General features: G+C 70.1%; 17 protein-coding genes and 1 pseudogene. 1 reads left to right on the top strand and 17 read right to left on the bottom strand.

The features are described from left to right. Positions 1 to 20: 20 nt before the first annotated feature. From ACFRFC_RS06425 to ACFRFC_RS06405, 5 genes are all read right to left on the bottom strand, one after another. Positions 21 to 1,397, bottom strand: coding sequence for an NAD(P)/FAD-dependent oxidoreductase (locus tag ACFRFC_RS06425; RefSeq protein WP_382691949.1), 1,377 nt, complete (start codon positions 1,395 to 1,397; stop codon positions 21 to 23). Beyond that, entirely contained in the window at positions 1,384 to 1,590 is a 207-nt protein-coding gene (locus ACFRFC_RS06420) for a ferredoxin (RefSeq protein ID WP_382691950.1), read from the bottom strand. Before ACFRFC_RS06420 ends, ACFRFC_RS06425 begins: the two co-directional genes overlap by 14 nt. A 719-nt stretch (positions 1,591 to 2,309) precedes the next feature. Next, the gene (locus ACFRFC_RS06415) at positions 2,310 to 2,990 is read right to left on the bottom strand and encodes a TetR/AcrR family transcriptional regulator (RefSeq protein ID WP_382691951.1); all 681 of its coding nucleotides are present in this window, start codon (positions 2,988 to 2,990) and stop codon (positions 2,310 to 2,312) included. 26 nt (positions 2,991 to 3,016) lie between these two features. Continuing rightward, complete coding sequence (locus ACFRFC_RS06410; RefSeq protein ID WP_382691952.1) at positions 3,017 to 3,982, bottom strand: PDR/VanB family oxidoreductase; 966 nt, start codon at positions 3,980 to 3,982, stop codon at positions 3,017 to 3,019. Between the two features lies 1 nt (position 3,983). Further along, positions 3,984 to 5,288 carry a Rieske 2Fe-2S domain-containing protein gene (locus tag ACFRFC_RS06405; RefSeq protein WP_382691953.1) on the bottom strand — a complete coding sequence of 435 codons (1,305 nt, stop codon included), beginning with the start codon at positions 5,286 to 5,288 and terminating at the stop codon, positions 3,984 to 3,986. A 681-nt stretch (positions 5,289 to 5,969) separates the two neighbouring features. Between ACFRFC_RS06405 and ACFRFC_RS06400 the strand changes: the two genes are divergently transcribed. Next, positions 5,970 to 6,635: a TetR/AcrR family transcriptional regulator gene (locus ACFRFC_RS06400; RefSeq protein WP_382691954.1), complete on the top strand. Its 666-nt coding sequence runs from the start codon at positions 5,970 to 5,972 to the stop codon at positions 6,633 to 6,635. A gap of 184 nt (positions 6,636 to 6,819) precedes the next feature. On the opposite strand, the gene ACFRFC_RS06395 is transcribed toward ACFRFC_RS06400, so the two are convergent. From ACFRFC_RS06395 to ACFRFC_RS06340, 12 genes and pseudogenes are all read right to left on the bottom strand, one after another. After that, positions 6,820 to 7,302, bottom strand: coding sequence for a VOC family protein (locus ACFRFC_RS06395; RefSeq protein ID WP_382691955.1), 483 nt, complete (start codon positions 7,300 to 7,302; stop codon positions 6,820 to 6,822). Continuing rightward, a complete protein-coding gene (locus tag ACFRFC_RS06390; RefSeq protein ID WP_382691956.1) occupies positions 7,299 to 8,219 on the bottom strand; it encodes a fumarylacetoacetate hydrolase family protein in 921 nt (306 codons plus the stop codon). Before ACFRFC_RS06390 ends, ACFRFC_RS06395 begins: the two co-directional genes overlap by 4 nt. A gap of 256 nt (positions 8,220 to 8,475) precedes the next feature. Further along, positions 8,476 to 9,513: a LuxR C-terminal-related transcriptional regulator gene (locus tag ACFRFC_RS06385; RefSeq protein WP_382691957.1), complete on the bottom strand. Its 1,038-nt coding sequence runs from the start codon at positions 9,511 to 9,513 to the stop codon at positions 8,476 to 8,478. Between the two features lie 162 nt (positions 9,514 to 9,675). Further along, positions 9,676 to 10,422, bottom strand: coding sequence for a 2-oxo acid dehydrogenase subunit E2 (locus tag ACFRFC_RS06380; RefSeq protein ID WP_382691958.1), 747 nt, complete (start codon positions 10,420 to 10,422; stop codon positions 9,676 to 9,678). 7 nt (positions 10,423 to 10,429) lie between these two features. Beyond that, a complete protein-coding gene (locus tag ACFRFC_RS06375) occupies positions 10,430 to 11,413 on the bottom strand; it encodes an alpha-ketoacid dehydrogenase subunit beta (RefSeq protein ID WP_382691959.1) in 984 nt (327 codons plus the stop codon). 30 nt (positions 11,414 to 11,443) lie between these two features. Beyond that, on the bottom strand, positions 11,444 to 12,421 hold the full coding sequence (locus ACFRFC_RS06370) for a thiamine pyrophosphate-dependent dehydrogenase E1 component subunit alpha (RefSeq protein WP_382691960.1): 978 nt from the start codon (positions 12,419 to 12,421) through the stop codon (positions 11,444 to 11,446). Then, the gene (locus ACFRFC_RS06365) at positions 12,418 to 12,723 is read right to left on the bottom strand and encodes a lipoyl domain-containing protein (RefSeq protein WP_382691961.1); all 306 of its coding nucleotides are present in this window, start codon (positions 12,721 to 12,723) and stop codon (positions 12,418 to 12,420) included. The genes ACFRFC_RS06370 and ACFRFC_RS06365 overlap by 4 nt, the downstream gene beginning before the upstream one ends. A gap of 895 nt (positions 12,724 to 13,618) precedes the next feature. Continuing rightward, positions 13,619 to 14,803, bottom strand: coding sequence for an IS701 family transposase (locus tag ACFRFC_RS06360; protein ID WP_382691962.1), 1,185 nt, complete (start codon positions 14,801 to 14,803; stop codon positions 13,619 to 13,621). 76 nt (positions 14,804 to 14,879) lie between these two features. Beyond that, positions 14,880 to 15,898, bottom strand: a pseudogene (locus tag ACFRFC_RS06355) (IS5 family transposase). Positions 15,899 to 16,129: 231 nt separating this feature from the next. After that, entirely contained in the window at positions 16,130 to 16,969 is an 840-nt protein-coding gene (locus tag ACFRFC_RS06350; protein WP_382691963.1) for an ABC transporter ATP-binding protein, read from the bottom strand. Positions 16,970 to 16,995: 26 nt separating this feature from the next. Next, entirely contained in the window at positions 16,996 to 17,811 is an 816-nt protein-coding gene (locus ACFRFC_RS06345; RefSeq protein ID WP_382691964.1) for an ABC transporter permease, read from the bottom strand. Beyond that, on the bottom strand, positions 17,778 to 18,674 hold the full coding sequence (locus ACFRFC_RS06340; RefSeq protein WP_382691965.1) for an ABC transporter permease: 897 nt from the start codon (positions 18,672 to 18,674) through the stop codon (positions 17,778 to 17,780). The genes ACFRFC_RS06345 and ACFRFC_RS06340 overlap by 34 nt, the downstream gene beginning before the upstream one ends. Positions 18,675 to 18,676: the final 2 nt, after the last annotated feature.

Genomic DNA, 18,676 nt, shown 5'->3' with positions numbered 1-18,676 from the left:
ACCGGCAAGGACCGGAACGGTCACGGCATAGGGCCTGCGCCTCCTGGGTCCGGCCGGCCCGGCAGGTGCCCGGTGACAGCGGCGGTCGGGCCGTGCGACAGCAGATGCGGGTCGGGTACGTCCGAGGGGACCGGGGAGGGGACCCACTGCGCCTCGGCGGCGCCCGGGGCGGGCGGGAAGGGGGCGCCGGTCTCGATCAGACCCTTGTAGTACTCCAGCGCCTTGGCCCGGTTGACACTCACGGCGGCGGTGATCCGTCCCTGGTAGCCGTAGACCGCGACCATCCGGCGCTCGGCGGGGGAGCCCTGAGCGAGGACGACCTGGTCGGAGAAGGTGGGCACCCCGACGGATTTGATGTTCAGGCCGAACTGGCTGGACCAGAACGCGGGCAGGGTGAGGTGCGGGCGGCGGCCCGGCCCCCGCGTGATCATGTTGTGCGCGGCGGTCTCGGCCTGGGTGACGGCGTTGCCCCAGTGTTCGAGGGACAGCAACTGGAACTCGTAGAGCGGATGCGGGAAACGAGCGACGTCACCGGCGACGAACACGTCGTCGGTGACGATCCCGTGACGGTCGAAGGCGCGGCAGCCCGCGTCGCAGGTCACCCCCCGGGGCCCGGCGGCCAGCCCCGAACCGTCCAGCCACTCGGTGTTCCGTACGGCGCCCAGCGCGACGACGGCGACCTCGGCGGCGATCCGCCCGCCGTCGGACAGTTCCGCCCCGATGAGCCGGCCGCCGCTGCCCAGCAGCCGGGTCACCGTCACCCCGCAGCGCAGATCGACCCCGTGGTCCCGCTGGAGCGCGGCGGCGAACGAGCCGAAGATGCCGCCCAGCGCACCGATGAGGGGGGCCTGGCCGCGTTCCACGACGGTCACCGCGAGGCCCCGCTCCCGGCAGGCCGAGGCGATCTCCGACCCGGTGAACCCGGCGCCGATCACCAGGACCCGTTCCGGCCCGGCCTCCAGCAGCCGGGCCAACAAAGCGGCGTCCTCGGCGGTGCGCAGGGCCAGCACCCCGTCCAGCGCGGCCTCCTCGGGCCGGGGCCACTGCCGCGCCCGGGTCCCGGTGGCGATGAGCAGCCGGTCGAAGGGCAGTTGCTCACCGCCGGACACCAGCAGCCGCCCCCGTTCGAGGTCGAGTCCTTCCGCCCGCACCCCGAGCAGCCACCGGGCGTCTGTCTCCCGCCGGGCGGGCAGCACCGTGTCCCCGGCGTCGATCCGCCCGAGCAGGGCCCCTTTGGACAGCGGCGGCCGGTCGTACGGCGGCCGGGTCTCCTCCCCCACGAGGGTCAGCTCCCCAGCGAAGCCGCCCTCGCGCAGGGCCTCGGCGGCCCGCAACCCGGCCAGCGACGCCCCGGCGATCACAATCCGCCGGGGCGCTGTCCCGTCAGTGCCCGGCACCCGCGGGCCCTCCTGCCGAGATGGCCTGCATGGGGCAGGCGGCAACCGCACGGCGAACACGACCCTGCTGCTCGTCAGTCACCCGGGGGAGATACATCAGCGCCTCCTCGCCGTGCAGCTCGAACACCCGCGGGGCCAGAAAGACGCACTGCGCGTACCCCTGGCAGCGGTTGAGGTCCACCACGATCCGCATCCCACTCCCTCCACGGGCGGCAGGCGCACACAGGCGCCCGACCGGTCGCCGGGCCCGCTGGTCGCCGCCCCTCCGACGGTGTCCCGTCTGTCCCCTGTCCTACCGCCTGCGGCCCGAGCGCGCAGCCGGGGCAGGGCAGTGGGGGGAATTGACCGAACGGCACGCCGCCATCGCCCGCCACCGCTGCGAGAGCCGCGCCCACTCGTCAAGGTGAGGAAAGTCGCCGGCCGGCACGCGGCGGCCGAGGAACACGCGGTCGGCTGGACGTGCATCCGCACCTGCTCCGGCCCCCCATGGGAGCACGCAGGTCGGCACCATGCCCGAGAGCAGCGGGAGGCCGCCGCTCATCGACACACCGTCGAAGACCGCCACGTCGCCACCGTGCGGGGCTACCGCCGCTCAGCGCCGCCGCACCTGCGTCCTTGCCAACGGCGCACTGATCGCCGCCTTGTGCCCGGCGTCATCATCACCTCTCCTTCGTGCCACGGACCGGCTCGCGTTCGCCGAGCCGGTCCGATGAGGCAGCGCTTGGTGCGGCAGACCCGGCGAGCGCTCGTCGGCCGATTCCGTGTTGGGCACAGCGACCGTCTCCTGCTCGCCCGTGACGGTGTCGAGTCACCCGCCAGAGACTTCCTGGCCGCCCTCGATGAGGAGGCCGACGGAGATTGCACCGGCTGCTCGCGTGCAGCGGTCACGTCTCCGGCGGGATCCTGCCCGGATCACGGACGAGGGTCGGCGCCTTGCGGTTCCGGTCCGGGCCCCGTCGGGGCGAGGCTCCCGGCGATCCTTGCCATCTGCTCCGCGTAGTAGTCCGCGAACATCGCCGAGGAAGGATCGAGGCCGGCGAAGGCGCGAGCGAATGCCGGCAGGACGACGGGGGCCATGCATGCCACGAAAAGGGCCAGGATGACAGCGCCGCTGTCGAGGTCGTCCCTGATCTCACCGCGCTTCTGGCGCAGCCGGGTCTTCTCCACGAACTCCACGAGACGCGCGACACGTCCGTCACTGATCGGGAATCCGCCGTCGAGTGCCTCGCGGATCAGCGTCCTGACCCATGCCTCGTCGCGATGCGCCTCGTGGACGAACATCCTGACCAGCTCGACCACCGAATCCGGCCCGGAGACCAGTGCGGTGCTGCGCTCCAGCCAGCGCTGGTCGAGCGCGTCGTACAGGCCCTTCTTGCCGCCGAAATGGTAGGTGATCAGCTGATGGCCGACGCCCGCCGCGGCGGCGATCCGGGCGACCCTCGCCCCGTCGAAACCGTGGCGGCTGAATTCCTCGGCCGCTGCCTCCAGGAGCAGTCGGCGGGTGCGCTCCGGATCCTGCTTGCGGTGTGGTTCGGGCGACCGCCGCCGAGGGCGGCCAACCGGCCGAGGCTTTGATGAATCCTTGTCAGCCATCTTTTCACTATACCCAGGGCCTGACTTCACAGGGCCAGTTCGATGGACGGTCCTCTCGCACGGGAGCAGCAGAGGGTGAACAGTCCCCTGGCCCGTTCGTCGTCGGTGAGGATGTCGTCGCGGTGGTCGGGGTCTCCTGCGCGTACCTGGACGACGCATTCGCCGCAGATGCCGAGTTGGCAGGAGTGGGGTGCGTCGACCCCGTTGCGGAGCAGCACGTCCAGGATGCTCTCGTGGGGTGCGACATGGTACGTGTGTCCGCTGGTGGCCAGCCGGACGGTGAACCCGTCACCGGGCTCGGCTCCGGTGGGCGCGGCCGGGACGAAGCGTTCTGTGTGCAGGGTGTCCTGCGGCCAGCCGAGGGTCGCGGCGATGTCCAGGACGTGGTCCATGAACGGGCCCGGCCCACACACGTACACGGCTGTGCCGACGACCGGGTTCCCGAGGTCACGGCGCAGGTCCAGCCGCTGGGTGCCGGGCCCGTCGTCCAGGTGCACGGTGACCCGGGGATGGGCGCCGAGGCGGTCGGCGAAGGCCACGTCCGCAGCCGAGCGCGCGCAGTAGTGCAGCGCGTATTGCCCGCCCGTCTTGTCGAGGTGCTGGGCCATAGCCCACAGCGGAGTGATCCCGATACCTCCGGCGAACAGCACATGTCGCCGCGCCTCCGTCAGCCGGAAGGCGCTGCGCGGTGCCGAGACCCGTACCCGGTCACCGGTGTGGAACCCGTGCACGGCCAGCGAACCGCCTCGCGAGCGCTGGTCCAGGAGCACCGCGATCCGGTACCGGGCACGGTCACCGGGCGGGCCGCACAGCGAGTACTGCCGGACCGGTGCGTCCCGGGCGCCGGGCGGGCCGCACAGCACATCGATGTGTGCCCCGGCGGTGTGCTCCGGGAACAGGGTGCCGTCAGCCGGCTCCAGATCGAGCACGACCACCCGTGACGTCGTCATCTCCCTGCCGGTGACGACGGCTTCGACCCAGGAAGCCGCCACCTCAGGAGTCCTGGGCGGCGGCGGCCGTGGCGGGCTCGGCGGTCCGGATACCGGCGGTGAAGTACCCGGACGTGGTGGAGCACGGGCCGGTCTCACCCGGGTCGATGTTCTGCGGGTCATGGCCGGCTTCGACGTCATCGACCATCTGCCGCAGCTGGCGGCGCAGCAGGACGATCCCCTTGTCCGACGTGGCCAGGGTCTCCTCGGAGTGCTGGGTGATCGGCCCCTGCGAGCGCTGGGCCTCGAAGTCACCGGGGAACTTGTGCTGCTCCGCCTCGGTCACCTCCCAGGGCAGTTTGCCGTTCTGCCGGATACCGTTGAGCACGTTGGCCAGGCGCTGGGGGCTGGTTGCCCGGGCCGCGATGAACACCCGGAACGACGTGTCGTCGGACGGCACCATCCACAACAGGCAGTCGTGGGGTCGGTCCGGGACGACCTGCACGAAGTCGGTCAGCGCGATGATGTTGGGCAGTTGGGCCTCCATGTGCCATTCGATCGCGCGGATGCTGCCGTCGGGTTCCTCGCGCTCCATGCTGAGGCGCTGCATCACTCCGCGTTCGGTCCGCTCGTACCGCCCGCCGACCCGTTCGGCGATCTTGTAAGGGTCGAACAGCGAGTGCGGGAGCCCGTCAGGTTCGCCCACTCCGTCGAACTGCCGCCCGCTGTGGGTGTAGTGCAGCCAGGGCAGATGCACCGGGTCCATGGAGTTCTCGAACGCCTGGAGCCAGTTGTAGTCGTGGAGGAGGCCGGTCGCCTGCCTCTCCGGCTCGTCGAGCTGGACGAAGATCGACTCGTCTTCCCCCAGTTCCTCAAGGAAGTCATAGCGTGGCAGGAGCGGCTTGCGCTCGGGCGGCCCCATGTACACGAACACCAGGCCGTAGCGCTCCTCGACCGGGTACCACGGCTGGCGAACCGCGTCCCGGCGCCGCCCCAGGCCCGGCTCGCACGCCTGCTCCAGGCAGTGTCCCTGCACGTCGAACTTCCACCCGTGATAGCAGCAGCGGATCCCGTCCTCCTCGATCCGCCCGTAGAAGAGGCTGCTGCCCCGGTGCGCGCAGCGCTCGAACACCACCCCGGGACGTCCCGCCCCGTCGCGGAACACCACCAGGTCCTCGCCCAGCAGGCGGAATCGGTGCGGCATGTCACCGAGCCCGCCCGAGGAGGCCACCGGATGCCAGTACCGGCGCAGTGCCTCCCCCATCGGCGTTCCAGGACCCACCTCGGTCAGCCGTGCGTCGTGTGAGGACCGGGGCCGCCCATAGCCTGTTCCGGTGTCGAGGGTGGGAGCGGAGTGCGGTGTCGTCATGTGCTGTTCTCCTTCGAAACGAGACAGACAGATGGAGTGGAACAGACAAACCGTTCACGCCGACCGGAGAGAGCATCAGCGTGAGCTGTCCCAACGGACGATCCCCCCTTGACAATCTCTTGTCAATTGTCGGGACGAGATCCGGACACGGCCGCCACGCCTCAACTCTCAGAAATTTCGGCCCCAGCCTGCGCCCCAGATCCGGGCAGCAGCCCAGGGCACCCGGTCGGCAAATTGGCTAACTTTCATCAAGATGGAGCAGTACTCGGACCTCGGGCCACAGTCGGGATCTGCCCTCGGACCGTCCGGGACTGGCCCGGCATCCGGTCTTCGCGGTGGGCCCCGGTCCCTGCCAGGTCCGCGCGGCGGACGGGAAGGCAGCGGGCGAACTCGTTCCGGAGATCCCGACATCCGCAACACCCCGGCATCAGCCCTCGCCGACGATGCCGGTCCGCTTCCCGCCACCTCCCTCGTCGGCCGACCGCGTTCGTGATCCACGCCAGCACTTCGTCGACAGTCAGGCACTGCGCCCGGACCCTTCGCTTCACGGTGCGTAAACGAAAAGGGGCGTGATGATCGGGAACGGTGTGCCGGAGGGAACCGTGCGGAAGGTGACAGGGGCGGACAGTCAGGTCTGCGCCGGATTGGACGGGCTAAGTTTTGAAACGTAGCGTTACGGAAATGACCGAGGTCACCCCCACGCCCGCCGCAGCCGACCACCCCGACTCGACGGTCCCCGCGCCGTCCGCGCCGCGAGGCCGGCCGCGGCGGGCCGGTACGGATCATGCGATCCTGAGCGCCGCCCGCGAGCTCCTGCTCGACGGCGGCTACGCCCGGCTGTCCATGGAAGCGGTCGCCTCGCGCAGCGGGGTGAGCAAGCCGACCCTGTATCGTCGCTGGCCGAACAAACCGGCGCTGGTCGCTGACGCCGTGGTGACCGCACTGTCCGTGCGCGCGGCACCCCTGGCCGTGGAGGCACCACTCGACAGCGGGGACCTCGCGCACGATCTGCACGAGTGGCTCGATGCCTTCGCCGCTGTCGGCACGGACCCGGACAACGCCGCTCTGGTGCAGGCGCTGATCGCGGCCTGCACCGAAAGCCCGGACGACTCCCGGCCCCTGTTCGAATTGCTCACCGGCCCACGCCACGAAACGATCGCCGCACGGCTGCGCACCGCCGCCGACGCCGGGGAGATCGACCCCCGCGTCGACTTCGACGCGGTCGCCGACGGGCTGCTCGCCTCCGTTCTCGTCCACCAGCTCACCGGCCGGGCCGAGATGGCACGCGAACGGGCCCACACCCTGCTGGAGGTCGTACTGCGGGGACTGCGGCACCACACTGGGTGACCGCGGACGTCCTTGGGACGGCGCGGGGCACGACCCACGGCCATCCCCCCGCTCGATAATCTGGCCACTCGATAATCTGGCCGGTCATCCGAGCCGTTTCGTGCGGGAGCAGGACCGGCAGGGCTCTCACGGGGCCTCGGGCGTGCGGCGCCATCGCGGACTGAAGTCGGCGGCCGGTGGCCGCTCAGGCTTTCATGATGTCCTGTCCGAAAGGGGATCCTGCGAGGTCGACATGATCCTCGTCAAGTCGCACGGCGCCGAATCCGCCCACGGGATCGGTGTAGAGGCGCAGCGGCAGGCCGTCGTTCGTGACGACCTCCAGCACCTCGCCGATGAACCCTCTGACCACCGGGCTGTGCGGCACACCGACGGCGTCGAAGTGCGCGCTCCAGGCGTCGAGCGCCGCGCGGTCCGCGACACCGAAGGTCACCGGGTCGTACCCGGCGACAGCCTCGGCCGCCGCCGGGGCGAGCCGCAGTTCGACCGGTACGCCGACGCCCGGGAGCATCACGATGACCGCGAAGCGCGCGCCCGATGCGTCATGGTGGTCGAACTGCTCCAGGTACTGGGCCCCGAACGCCCGCGCGAACCAGGCGATGCTCGCGGTGAGGTCCCGGACCGGCAGTTTGAGGTGGTGGATACCGGACAGGGTCGGGAACGCCGTCATGAGTCCTCCCGCGTCATCGTCACCGTCAGAGTAGGTATACCGGTGATGGCCGCGTCGATCCGGTCCCCCGGACGCAGCCACCGGCCACCGTGGTCGCCGGCGGAGCCGGCCGGTGAGCCGGTGAAGACGATGTCACCGGGCCTCAGCGTGTTGTGGCGGCTGATCTCGGCGAGCACCTCATCGACCGGGTAGAGCATCTCCTTGGTCGACGCGTCCATCATCGGCTCGTCGTTCACGGACAGGGTGATACGGAGGTCGCCGTCATCGGGGATGAACCGGGCCGGTACGACCGCCGGCCCGCACGGGGCCATGCTGTCCTGGGATTTGCCCCGAGCGAGGTCGAGGCCGAGGCCGTCGACCTGGATCAGGTCACGGCAGGTCAGGTCGAGTCCGATCGAGTAGCCGGCGATCGCGGCACGGGCCTCGTCCCGCGAGGCGTGGCGCAGGGTACGGCCGACCACGACGGCGAGTTCGCACTCCCAGTCGAACTGCGTGGTGGAATCCGGGATACGGACGGTGGCTCCCGGCCCGACGAGACGGGAACGTGGTGGGCAGTGGAAGAACGGCATGGGGACCCAGCGCTTGACCTCGAGTCCCATCTCCTTGAGGTGGCCTGCATAGTTGGCGCCGACGGCGATCAGCGAATCGGGGTACCGCACCGGAGTGAGCAGTGTCCCGGAGGGAACGGGCGGTCCGGGACGCGCCGCCAGTTCCGCCAGGTCGGGCTGGGCCGTGTCCCAGCGGTTCAGCAGTTCCTTCACGGTGGTCGCGGCGAGTTCGGGCGGGGCGATGAGGGTGCCGTCTTCGAGTAGCAGTCCGGGTTGGGTGCGTCCGTCGATCTCGACGGTGGCGAGGGCGTACCACCTGCCGGGAACACCGGTGGAAGGTGCTGGCAGGGGCTGGGTCGGAAACATCATGTCGCAAGCCTCACTGCTCGGGACGTCGGGTGGTCGAGGGGTCGCTGGGCCAAAGTGCTTCTGGGCGGGTACGTGGGCTCGGTCGGCAAACCGCCCGGAAGCCGAAGCGGTCCTGCGGGTGGCTGCTGTCTCGGTGGCCAGGCATCTCTCCCAGACCCTCGCTACCTACCGAGTCTGCGCTTCCCCGAGAGATGCCACCACGCATCAATGAGGTGGGACGGCAGTCGTGGTCAGCCACAGTTGTGGGTGACCTGGATCAGAACCCGCTCTGCGTGGCCTTGGCGACCGCCTCGGCGCGCGAGTGCACGCCGAGTTTCGCGTACAGGCCGCGCGAGTAGCCGCGCAATGTCGCCGTCGAGAGCCGGAGCCGGCCGGCGATCTCCTTGTAGGACCGGCCGCCGGCGAGTTCACGAAGAAGCTCGACCTCACGCGGCGACAGGCCGGTCGCGACGGGCGCCGGGCGCTGCGGTCCGGCCACGCTCGACGTGTGTGCCACAGCGGCGACCAGCGACATCGCCGCCGCGTCGCGTGAGACCACGGTGCCGCTCGCGGGAGCGGGCCCAGGGCCGTCGTGGACGACGACGAGGCGGCCTGTGTCTCCCGCCCAGTCCGCCGCCGAGTCGGTGACGACGACATCGGCCTTGGCGACCAGCTCGGCGAGCCGCGGCACCCATGGACCCGCGATCACGTCGACCTCCGCGGCCAGCCCCCGCTCGACGATCCTGGCCAGACCATGGGCGATCAGCTGATCGTCCGGGTACATCACCACGACCCGCAGGACGTCGTCCTCGCCGCGGCCGAAACCGAGCGCGGTGAGAAGCAGTCCGGCCGCCTCCTCGATCCCGGCGACCGCCGGGCCCCAGTCGCGTCCAGGGGCCGTACAGCTCAGCAGCACCGCCGCGGCAGGCCGACCACCGACCCGGAGCGGGACACCTGCCCCGGCCTTGATGCCGAGAGCCGAGTGCAACTGATCGATCGGCCGGTCGAACCCCTCTTCCCTGCTCATGTCCGAGGAGAACCAGACGCGGCCCTGGGCGACCGCGAGAAGCCGGGTCGAGACCGTCGGGGGCGAGCTCGTCCCCACCGTCAGCAGATCGGGACCGGCCACCGCCATGACGGTGCATTCCTCGGGCCCGATCTCAACCAGAGCCACATGGTCCACCGCGCAGACCTGACGGACGGCTTCCGCGACCGTGGACGGGGCCGGGCCCGGTCGCCGCGCGAGCAACGCGACCAGGCACTCGGTCAGCGCCCGGCCGGGTGCCGGTCCCCGGTCCTCACCGACGCGAGTCACCGGTGACCACCGCCCCTGTACTTGCCCCGCACTGACCGGGCCAGGGTAGCCCCGCGTTGCTCGAAGCACACGTCAGGAGACGGCTCCCGCCCCAGGAACCGGCGGGCCGCACCGGCTCACCTCACGCACCCCGGGCTGTGATCCCTGAGCCCTGCCAGGCGGCTACAGCCGGGCCTTCCAGTCGGTGGTCTCCAGGATCACCTTGACGCGGTGGATGAACCCGGCTGCGTAGGCGCCGTCGACGGCACGATGGTCGAACGACAGGGAGAGGGTGCCGACCGGACGGATCGCGATCACCTCCCCCGTGCCGGGCACGTCCAGCACGACCGGGCGTTTCCTGATGCCATCGGTGGCCAGGATGGCCACCTGCGGCTGGTTGATGATGGGCGCGCTGACCAGCGTGCCGAACGGTCCAGGGTTGGTGACGGTGAAGGTGCCGTCCGCCACGTCGTCCAGGGTGAGCTTCTTGCGCCGGGCCCGGTCCGCGAGGTCGGCGACACGTCCGGCGATCTCCGTGACCTTCAGGTCACCGATGTCGTGAATGACCGGTACGACGAGACCGGCGGCCCCCAGATCGACGGCGATGCCCAGATTGACGCGCTGGTGAACGTGCAGCGCGTCGCCCACGACCGAGGCATTGAGCTGCGGGAACTCCCTCAGCGCGATCGTCACGGCCTGGGCGGTGAAGGGCAGGTACGACAGGCGTGCCGCCTTGCGGACACGGTCGACCGCGGCGTAGTCGGCCTCGATCGCGCACAGCGTGTGCGGGGCAGTCGCCTTCGACAGGACCATGTGGGCGGCCGTCCGGCGGCGGATGCCGCTGAACGGCACGACGTCGTACGGCACAGGGGCTGACGGCGTCACGGGCCGCACGGTGGAGTCGTCCGCCGCGGGGGTCTCCTGCTGCATGCCCGACTCACCCTCGTCCCTTGCTCTGGGGCACGGTGGCCCTGGTGGTGGCGCGGACCGCCTCGACGATCTTCTCGGCGTCCGGCTGGACGAACAGGTCCCCGGCCAGTCCGCCGGGGACCGGGACCGGAAGACGCGCGACGCGCTGCACGGGGGCCAGCAGCGATCCGAAACAGGCGCTCGAGAGCGTGGCCGCCAGCTCCGCCGCGAGTCCGCCCCGGTCGATGTCCTGGTCCACCACGACGGCCCGCCGGGTCCGCCGCACCGAGGCGAGGACGGTGGGCACATCGAGCGGTTCGAGGGTCCGCAGGTCGATGACCTCCACGCTGATCTCGTCCGCCAGGGCCTCGGCCGCCCGCAGCGCCAGCTTCACCCCGAACGAGGAGGTGACCACGGTGACGTCGTCGCCCGGCCGCACCACCTGCGCCTGCCCGAAGGGGATCGTGTACCGCTCGTCGGGTACCTCCGTCCGGTCCGCCAGGGTGTGCACATGGGCCATGAACAGCACCGGGTTGGGATCGGCCACCGCGGTGGCCAGCAAGCCCTTGGCGTCGTAGGCGTTGGAGGGAACCACGATCTTGAGCCCGGGGCACTGCAGACCGATGCCGAGAGGCAGGACCGAGTGGTCGGGTGAGCCGGTTCCGCCGCCGCCGATCAGCAGCATGGTCAGCGGTACGGCCTGGTCGTGCAGCATCTTCCAACTGGGGGCCAGCAGGAACAGCTCCTCGAAGGAGGCCATGGAGAAGGAGGCGATGTGTTCGAGGATGGGCCGGTAGCCGGTCAGTGCCATGCCGATCGCGGCTCCGGCGGCCGTCGATTCCGCGAGCGGCGTGTCGATGACCCGGTCCGGCCCGAACTCGGCGACCAGGCCGGCTCCGGTACCGAACAGCGAGCCCTGGACGGACTGGCCGATGAGCAGCGTCCGCTCGTCCTGCGCCATCTCCAGGCGGGTGGCTTCCCGGATGGCCTGGACGATGTTCTTTCTGGGCACGAGTACTCTCCGATTCCGCTGGTGGTGTGATCAATCGGCGTACGTCGCGGCCCGCAGGCTCTCGACGGTCGGCACCATGTCCGGGGCGCTGCGGGCGAACCGGTCGATCTCGGCGATCTCCGCGGCCACCTCTTGTTCCATGGCTGCGAACTCCTCGTCGCCGAGCAGCTCTTCACGGGCCAGCCGCTCCCGGGCCAGCCGCAGCGGATCACGGTCCAGGCCCTGGACCTCACGCTTCGCCGCGAGGGTCAGATCGGCCTGGCCCTCGGAGTGCGGGCGGTAGCGGAACGTCTTCGCCTCGATGAACGCCGGCCCGTATCCGGCGCGGGCCCGTTCCAGCGCTTCGGCGACCGCCTCGGCCACAGCGAACACGTCCTGGCCGTCGACGACACGGGCGGGAATTCCGTAGCTCTCGACCAGTTCCTTGTAGTCGCCTGAGGGGCCCGCGTACGTGCTGGACCGCGGGGTGTAGACGACGTAGCCATTGTTCTCGCAGAGATAGACGACGGGCAGCTTCCGCAGGGCCGCGAGGTTGAGGCTCTCGTGGATGTTGCCGCGGTTGGCGGTGCCGTCGCCGAGGCCGCACAGTACTGCTTGGCCGGCGCCGCGGTGCTGTGCCGACATGCCGTATCCGGTCGCGACGCCGAGGCCCGCGCCGAGGAACCCGAAGAATCCGAAGATGCCGACCTCGGGTGCGACGACGTGGTAGCCGGACCGGCCCTGCGCGCAGCCGGACGCCTTCCCGAAGTGCTCGGCGAACAGCGGTCGGGGATCGCCGCCCCGGCCCAGCAGATACGGCAGGCCGTGACCGCGGTAGTGATACCAGACGTAGTCATCGGGTGCGAGCATGCTCGCACCTCCGACGCCGACCGCTTCCATGCCTGCGCTGCTGTGCCAGAACAGCTTGATGGCGCCCTGCCGCAGGCAGTCACGCGCGTACTCGTCCATCCGGGAGGCGCGGAGCAATGTGCGGAACAGGGTCAGTTTCTTTTCGTCGGTGAGAGTCATGCCGGCGTGCCTCCCGCTTCTCCGGTCCAGCCGTGTTCACTGCGCTCGTCGTCCCCCGTGGCGGGGGTACTGGTGATCTCGCCGAGTACCGCGCCCACGTCGACGGTGGTCCCTGCGGGCACGATGATGCGTACCTGGCCCGAGGCGGGGGCCTCCACCTCCTGAGTGACCTTGTCCGTCTCGATCTCCACGACGGGGGCGCCCTCGGTGCACTGTTCGCCGTCCGCGACCAGCCATTCGGACACTGCGCCTTCAGTCATGTGCATGCCGAGTTTGGGCATGAAGATTCGCTCACTGGCCATTCCGGACTTCCGTTCGAATCATGGGTCTGTCGCGCCCACGGGCAGGACAAGGGGTCGGCCGGCGCCCTGGTCACCCTTCTCTTCGACATGCCAGCGACCTGACGGCGTCGACGCCCGGGCGGTTCTGCTCAGGCCCCCGCCACGTGACGTCCGGCCGCCAGCGTCGCCTTGGATCACGACGGGGACGCGCCGGGCATACGGACCCGCCGTCAGGGCCCGATGCCCGACTGGATTCATTTACTGTACGTGTCGTAACGCAATGATGTCCAGGGCCTCACACATACGGCCCCGGTGATGTGGGGTGAGGTCACCGGGTCATCCGCCCGGTGGCCGGTACGCCCGTACCCCCTCCGGGTCCAGAGGAAGTGCGGGCTGGCGAAGGCGTGCCATGCTGAGGCCACGGCGTCCAAGCGGCTGCGGCGCAGTCGGTGTCGGTGTCGGTGTCGGCGAACGGCAGGAGGTTGCGGGTCCGTACCGCCATGTGCTCCCCGAGACGGTCTTGAGGTCCGTGCCGCACAGGCCGACGGCGTGGACCGCGGCCAGCACCTCGTCCGGCCCCTACACCGGTATCGGTGGTTCACCGAACGCGGTGAGGGCCGGAACGCGCGTCACGGCACTGTCCTGGCCGTTGCCGCATGGTGGTGGCGACATCGCGGCGAGGGCGGGTCCCGCCTACGGCCACCGTCGGGCACGGTTCGCCAGGGTCCCATGCTGGCGAGGCCCGCTAGCTAGTACTGCAACGGTCCTTGTGGTGACGGTTGGGCAGTTTCGGGTGGTGTGTGGCCGCGTTGTTGGTAGTGGCAGATGCGGGCTTGGTGCTGTCGTCGTCGGCGCCAGCGGGACCAGTGCAGGATGTGGTCGATCGAGGCCGGCCGGCGGTGTGTGAGCCGGTGGATCAGCTGTATGAGTTCGGCCAGGCTGAGGGGGACAAGGCCGGAGGATCCGTTTCTTCTTTCCCGGTGTCGAGCTCGCGGGCCCGCAGGACCGTGAGGCAGGCGTGGGCGGCCATGGCCAGGGTCATGTGGCGGTGCCAGCCGGGATAGCGGCGGACCTGGTAGTCGTCCAGACCGCATTCCTGTTTCGCGGTCTGGAAGCATTCCTCGACGGCCCAGCGGGCACCGGCAACACGGATCATCTGGTCAAGCGTGGTGTCTGCGGGGCAGTAAGCGATGTAGTAGGAGATCTCCTCGGGTCGGCGGACGCTGCGGCGGGCGATCACCCAGTGCCGGCGGTCGTCCCGGTGCCAGGGCCGGACCTCGACCCGGGCCCAGTCGAAGACGCGGGGGCCGTGGGAGCCGTTCCCGCAGGAACGGCGCTTCCACTTCTGCCTCGGCAGCCCGGGAAACAGGTCACGAACGGGGTGGTCGAGGGCCCAGCGGGTGACGACGGTGTCGTGCCGGGTGGTGGCCATGACGTGGAAGACGTCCGCCCGTTCCAGCTCGGTCCGCCAGCTTTTCGAGTAGCCGTAGCCGGCGTCCGCGGTGATCCACCGGAACGGGATCTTCTCCTGGATCGCGCGGCGGACCATCGCCCTGGCCATCGCGACCTTCGTCTCGAAGACGACGGTGCCGTCGATGCCGGCCCGTCGGCACCGTTCCCGGTCGTCCGTCCAGGAAGCGGGCAGGTAGAGGCGCCGGTCGATCAGGGTACGGCCGTGGCTGGCGGCATAGGCGAGGAAGACCCCGACCTGGCAGTTCTCCGTCCGCCCCGCCGTGCCCGAGTACTGCCGCTGAACACCTGCCGAGCGGACACCCTTTTTCAGGAACCCGGTGTCGTCGACGATCAGCACCGCATCCCGGTCGCCAAGATGCTCCACCACGTATTCACGCACGTCGTCCAGGACCTCGTCCGCGTCCCAGTCGATCCGGTTCAGCAGTCGATGAATCCGGTCAGGTCCCGCATGACCCGCCTCCTCCGCCAGCGTCCAGCCGTTCTTCCGCTCCAGAGGAGCGATCAGCCCCCGCATGTACGCCAGCGCCGATTCACGCGGCTCAGACCTCGCGAAGCGGTGCACGAACCGCTCGTGCAGAGCCCTCAGTTCACCCGCCCATGACCGGGCATCAGACAGTTCCCCACCCATGAGCAGCCCAACGACCGACCTGCCCAACCGTCACCACAAGGACCGTTGCAGTACTAGGGGCTGTTTGGGGTTCGGATCATGTGGTTGGGGTGAGGTGCTTCAGCCACATGATCGATCCTCGGAGGTGGAGTCCCGCCTCGTAGCTTTCCGGGGACTTGTCGTAACGGGTCGCGAGTCCGCGCCAGGTCTTGATCTTCTGGAAGCAGCGCTCGACGGTGTTGCGCTGCTTGTACCGGTGAGGGTCGAAGGTGACGGGCCGGCCGCCCGCCGAGCCCTTCCTCTTCCGGTTCGCGGCCTGGTCCTTCTTCTCCGGGATGACTGCGGTGATACCGCGTCTGCGCAGGTAGGTGCGGTTGGCCTTGGAGGAGTAGGCCTTGTCAGCGGCCACCGCGGCGGGCCGGGTCCGCGGGCGTCCGGCGGGGCCGGCGACCCGGATTCTGTTCAGCACTGCCTGGAACTGCGGGCTGTCGGCGGCCTGGCCGGGTGTCAGGACGAAGGCCAGCGGCAGACCCGAGGCATCGACCACGGCATGGATTTTGCTGCTCAGCCCGCCTCTGGACCGGCCGAGCCCGGCCCCCTTCGCCCTCGCGCGGGTGCGGCGCCGTGCCGCAGCACGGTCCTGTTGCGGCTCGTCCCCGGTGCCCGCACCGGATGCGGGCGGCGGGGCATCACACGCAGGACCGGTCCCTGCTGCGGCAGCGGGACCCCCTTTTCCTCGGTCAGGGCCTGTTCGAGAGCGTCCAGGGTCTCCCCGGCGACCGCCAGCCCCGCCGATTCGTGGTGGGCCCGCACGACCGTGGAGTCCACACCGACCAGTTCGAGCCCGACCCGGCCCCGCGCCGCAGCCTCGGCGGTCAGAGCGTCCATCAGGGCCTGGAACACTCCCGCCCCCGCCCAGGCATTGAACCGTGAATACACCGTGGCCCAGGGGCCATAGCGCTCCGGCACATCACGCCAGCCGGTCCCGGCCCGGAACCGCCACAGCACCCCGTTGAACTGATCCCGCACCCGCCGCGGCAGCGGACCGGTCGCCGCCACCGGCAGATGCCCCTCGATCAACGCCCACTCGGCATCCGTCACATCAAAACGCGCCACATCCGAGTTCTACCAGCACCACTCAGCACACCACCGAGCCATGAAGAGATCCGAACCCCAAACAGCTCCTAGTCCCGGGTTCGCCGGGGAGCGGGCTCGCGCCCGCGACGGCACCCGCGTGCGGGGTGGACGCCGCCCGGCCTAGAGCAGCTCCACGGTCCATGTCCCTACGTCGTGCATTGCGTCAGGAAGTCATCGGTGCGGCGGCGTTCGCCGCCGTGCGCCTGCCGGTCAGGAGGCTTCTGGCGCAGGGGATGCCTCCTTGCGGATCAGTCCGAGGATCCTGGTGCGCAACTCACCGAACCGCGGCAGTGCTTTGGTGGTGAGCTGGTCACGATGGCGGCCCAGACCGATGGTGATCGTGGCGCGGACACGGGTGGGGGTGCCCGACAGTACGACGACGGTGTCGCCAAGGTAGACGGCCTCGTCGATGTCATGGGTCACGAGGATGACAGTCACGCCGAACCGTTCCCGCACTCCCAGGATCAGGTCCTCCAGATCCGCGCGCGTCTGTGCGTCCACGGACGCGAACGGCTCGTCCATGAGGAGTGCCTCGGGTTCGTAGGCCAGAGCCCGGGCGATCGCCACCCGCTGTTGCATTCCGCCCGAGAGCTGCCACGGGTACTGGGCGGCACTGCCGACGAGGCCCACGGCGTCGAGGGCTTCCCTCGCCCGCTCCCGGCGCTCGCGCTTGGGCAGACCCTTGGACCGCAGGGGCAGCATGACATTCTGTGCCACGGACATCCACGGCATGAGGGAACGGCTGTAGTCCTGGAAGACGACGGCCAGGGCAGGGGGCGGGCTCTCTACGGTCTGCCCGTCGAGGAGGACGGCTCCGCCCGACGCCCTCATGAGTCCAGCGACGCACCGCAGGAACGTGGTCTTGCCCGCGCCCGACGGTCCCACAACGCAGAGGAACTCCCCACGCCGCACCTCCAGGTCGATACCTCCCAGCACCAGCCGCTCGCCGTCCGGGCCGGCGAAGCTCCGGGACAGGCCCTGTACGGACAGCAGGACCTCGCCCGCCTCGCCGGAGGCGGCCCCGGCCTTGGTCGTCGTATCGCTGTGCATCTGCGCTCCTCGCGGTGTTATGGGTGCTACTGGGATCGCTCGCGCATGCCGCGGTGCCACTTCAGAACGATGTTCTCGAAGCCGCGGAAGGCGATGTTGAGGAGGTAGCCGAGGATGCCGAGCAGGACCATGCCCGCCCACATCTCGGGGACGGCGAAGCCTCGCTGGCTCTGGAGAATCTGGTATCCGATGCCTTCGGTTGAGCCGACCATCTCGCTGAACACGATCATGGTGATCCCGATCGACAAGGCGGTGCGCATCCCGGCGACGATCTGCGGGCTCGCCGCGCGCAGGACGATCCGCAGGACGCGGTCGCGTCTGCTGATCCGGTAGCTGCGTCCGACCTCGCCGACCAGCGGATCGATGCCCCGCACTCCGTCGGCGGTGTTCAGCAGGACCGGCCAGACGGCGCCGTACGCGATGAGCGCGATCTGGGTCTGTGAGCCGATGCCGAGCAGCAGGACGGCTGCGGGCAGCAGCGAGACTCCGGGCACGGCGCGGAGGAACTCGACCACGGGGGCCGCGGCGTCGCCGAGCACCGGGGCCATGCCGAGCACCAGCCCGATGAGGACACCGGCCGCGCTGGCGATGAGATAGCCGACGGCCAGGTTCCCGAGGCTCGGCAGCGCGTCGGAACTGAAGTGGGCGAAGAGCCAAGTCTCCCGCAGCGCGGACAGAATGGCGGACAGCGGCGGGAAGAACGGAGAGGTGCTGCCGGAACTCATCAGCCACCAGGCCGTGATGAGCCCGGCCGGAACGATCAGTTCGACGCCGGTGCCGATCAGGCCTCTGGCCAGGCGGCGGCCGGTCACAGGACGCGGGGCCGGTGGGACGGGTGCCATCCGAGCAGCCTCCTTTCACAGGTGACCATCGCGAGATTGAGCAGGACGCCAAGAACGGCGCTGACCACGACGAAGGCATACATCCGGGGAATGTCGCCGCTCTCCAGGGCGAGAGCGATCGCCCGGCCGATGCCCGGTGCGCCACCGATCAGTTCCGCGCCGATGGCCAGGAGCAGGCTCATCGTCGCCGCGATACGGATTCCGGTGGCGATGAAGGGTGCGGCGCTGGGCAGCACCAGGGCGAAGATCACATCCCTTCGACTCAGTCGGTAGGCGCGGGTGGCGTCCCGGGCCACCGGGTCGACCTGGTGCACCCCGTACATGGTCTGCATCAGTACGGGCCAGACCGAACCGAAGACGATGAGGATCAGCGCCATCCGCTCGCTCGCCCCATAGAGCAGCAGGGAGAGGGGGATGAGTGAGACGGGCGGGATGGTGCGCAGGAAATCGATGGTGAACCTGGACATGCGGTACGCCAGATCGCTGGCGCCGAGGGCCAGGCCCACCGGTACGGCCACGGCCAGGGAGATCGCGAGCCCGGTCACCCAGCTGCGCAGCGTGTCGCCGATGTCCGCCCAGAATTCCGCGGTGGGGAACACCGCGACGAGCTCCGGGAAGACGGCCGACGGGGCGGCGAGGGCGGAGGGCGGTGCGACGCCCAGGGCCACGACCGCCTGCCACAGCCCGAGGGCCGCGGCCACGCACAGCAGCCGGTGTGCGAGCAGCGTGGCTCCGGTCCGGGGGGCCGCCGGGCGGCCTGCTGGTCTCAGCCGGGCCGCCCGGCCCGGCCGTCCGCGCCGTTTGACGGTGGCGCGGCCGGCCTCGGCCCGGCCGTCCACCGCAGAGGTGACAGCGGTCTTCATAC

Source organism: Streptomyces sp. NPDC056734, from assembly GCF_042790455.1.
Classification (GTDB): domain Bacteria; phylum Actinomycetota; class Actinomycetes; order Streptomycetales; family Streptomycetaceae; genus Streptomyces.
Note: the sequence above shows the minus strand (reverse complement) of the source record. Positions and strands in the feature narration are given on the sequence as shown.

Excerpts from the sequence above, each read along its gene's own strand:
- ACFRFC_RS06420 (WP_382691950.1), bottom strand. The coding sequence starts at position 1,590 with ATGCGGATCGTGGTGGACCTCAACCGCTGCCAGGGGTACGCGCAGTGC.
- ACFRFC_RS06415 (WP_382691951.1), bottom strand. The coding sequence starts at position 2,990 with ATGGCTGACAAGGATTCATCAAAGCCTCGGCCGGTTGGCCGCCCTCGG.
- ACFRFC_RS06405 (WP_382691953.1), bottom strand. The coding sequence starts at position 5,288 with ATGACGACACCGCACTCCGCTCCCACCCTCGACACCGGAACAGGCTAT.
- ACFRFC_RS06400 (WP_382691954.1), top strand. The coding sequence starts at position 5,970 with ATGACCGAGGTCACCCCCACGCCCGCCGCAGCCGACCACCCCGACTCG.
- ACFRFC_RS06395 (WP_382691955.1), bottom strand. The coding sequence starts at position 7,302 with ATGACGGCGTTCCCGACCCTGTCCGGTATCCACCACCTCAAACTGCCG.
- ACFRFC_RS06390 (WP_382691956.1), bottom strand. The coding sequence starts at position 8,219 with ATGATGTTTCCGACCCAGCCCCTGCCAGCACCTTCCACCGGTGTTCCC.
- ACFRFC_RS06380 (WP_382691958.1), bottom strand. The coding sequence starts at position 10,422 with ATGCAGCAGGAGACCCCCGCGGCGGACGACTCCACCGTGCGGCCCGTG.
- ACFRFC_RS06370 (WP_382691960.1), bottom strand. The coding sequence starts at position 12,421 with ATGACTCTCACCGACGAAAAGAAACTGACCCTGTTCCGCACATTGCTC.
- ACFRFC_RS06365 (WP_382691961.1), bottom strand. The coding sequence starts at position 12,723 with ATGGCCAGTGAGCGAATCTTCATGCCCAAACTCGGCATGCACATGACT.
- ACFRFC_RS06360 (WP_382691962.1), bottom strand. The coding sequence starts at position 14,803 with ATGGGTGGGGAACTGTCTGATGCCCGGTCATGGGCGGGTGAACTGAGG.
- ACFRFC_RS06350 (WP_382691963.1), bottom strand. The coding sequence starts at position 16,969 with ATGCACAGCGATACGACGACCAAGGCCGGGGCCGCCTCCGGCGAGGCG.
- ACFRFC_RS06345 (WP_382691964.1), bottom strand. The coding sequence starts at position 17,811 with ATGGCACCCGTCCCACCGGCCCCGCGTCCTGTGACCGGCCGCCGCCTG.
- ACFRFC_RS06340 (WP_382691965.1), bottom strand. The coding sequence starts at position 18,674 with ATGAAGACCGCTGTCACCTCTGCGGTGGACGGCCGGGCCGAGGCCGGC.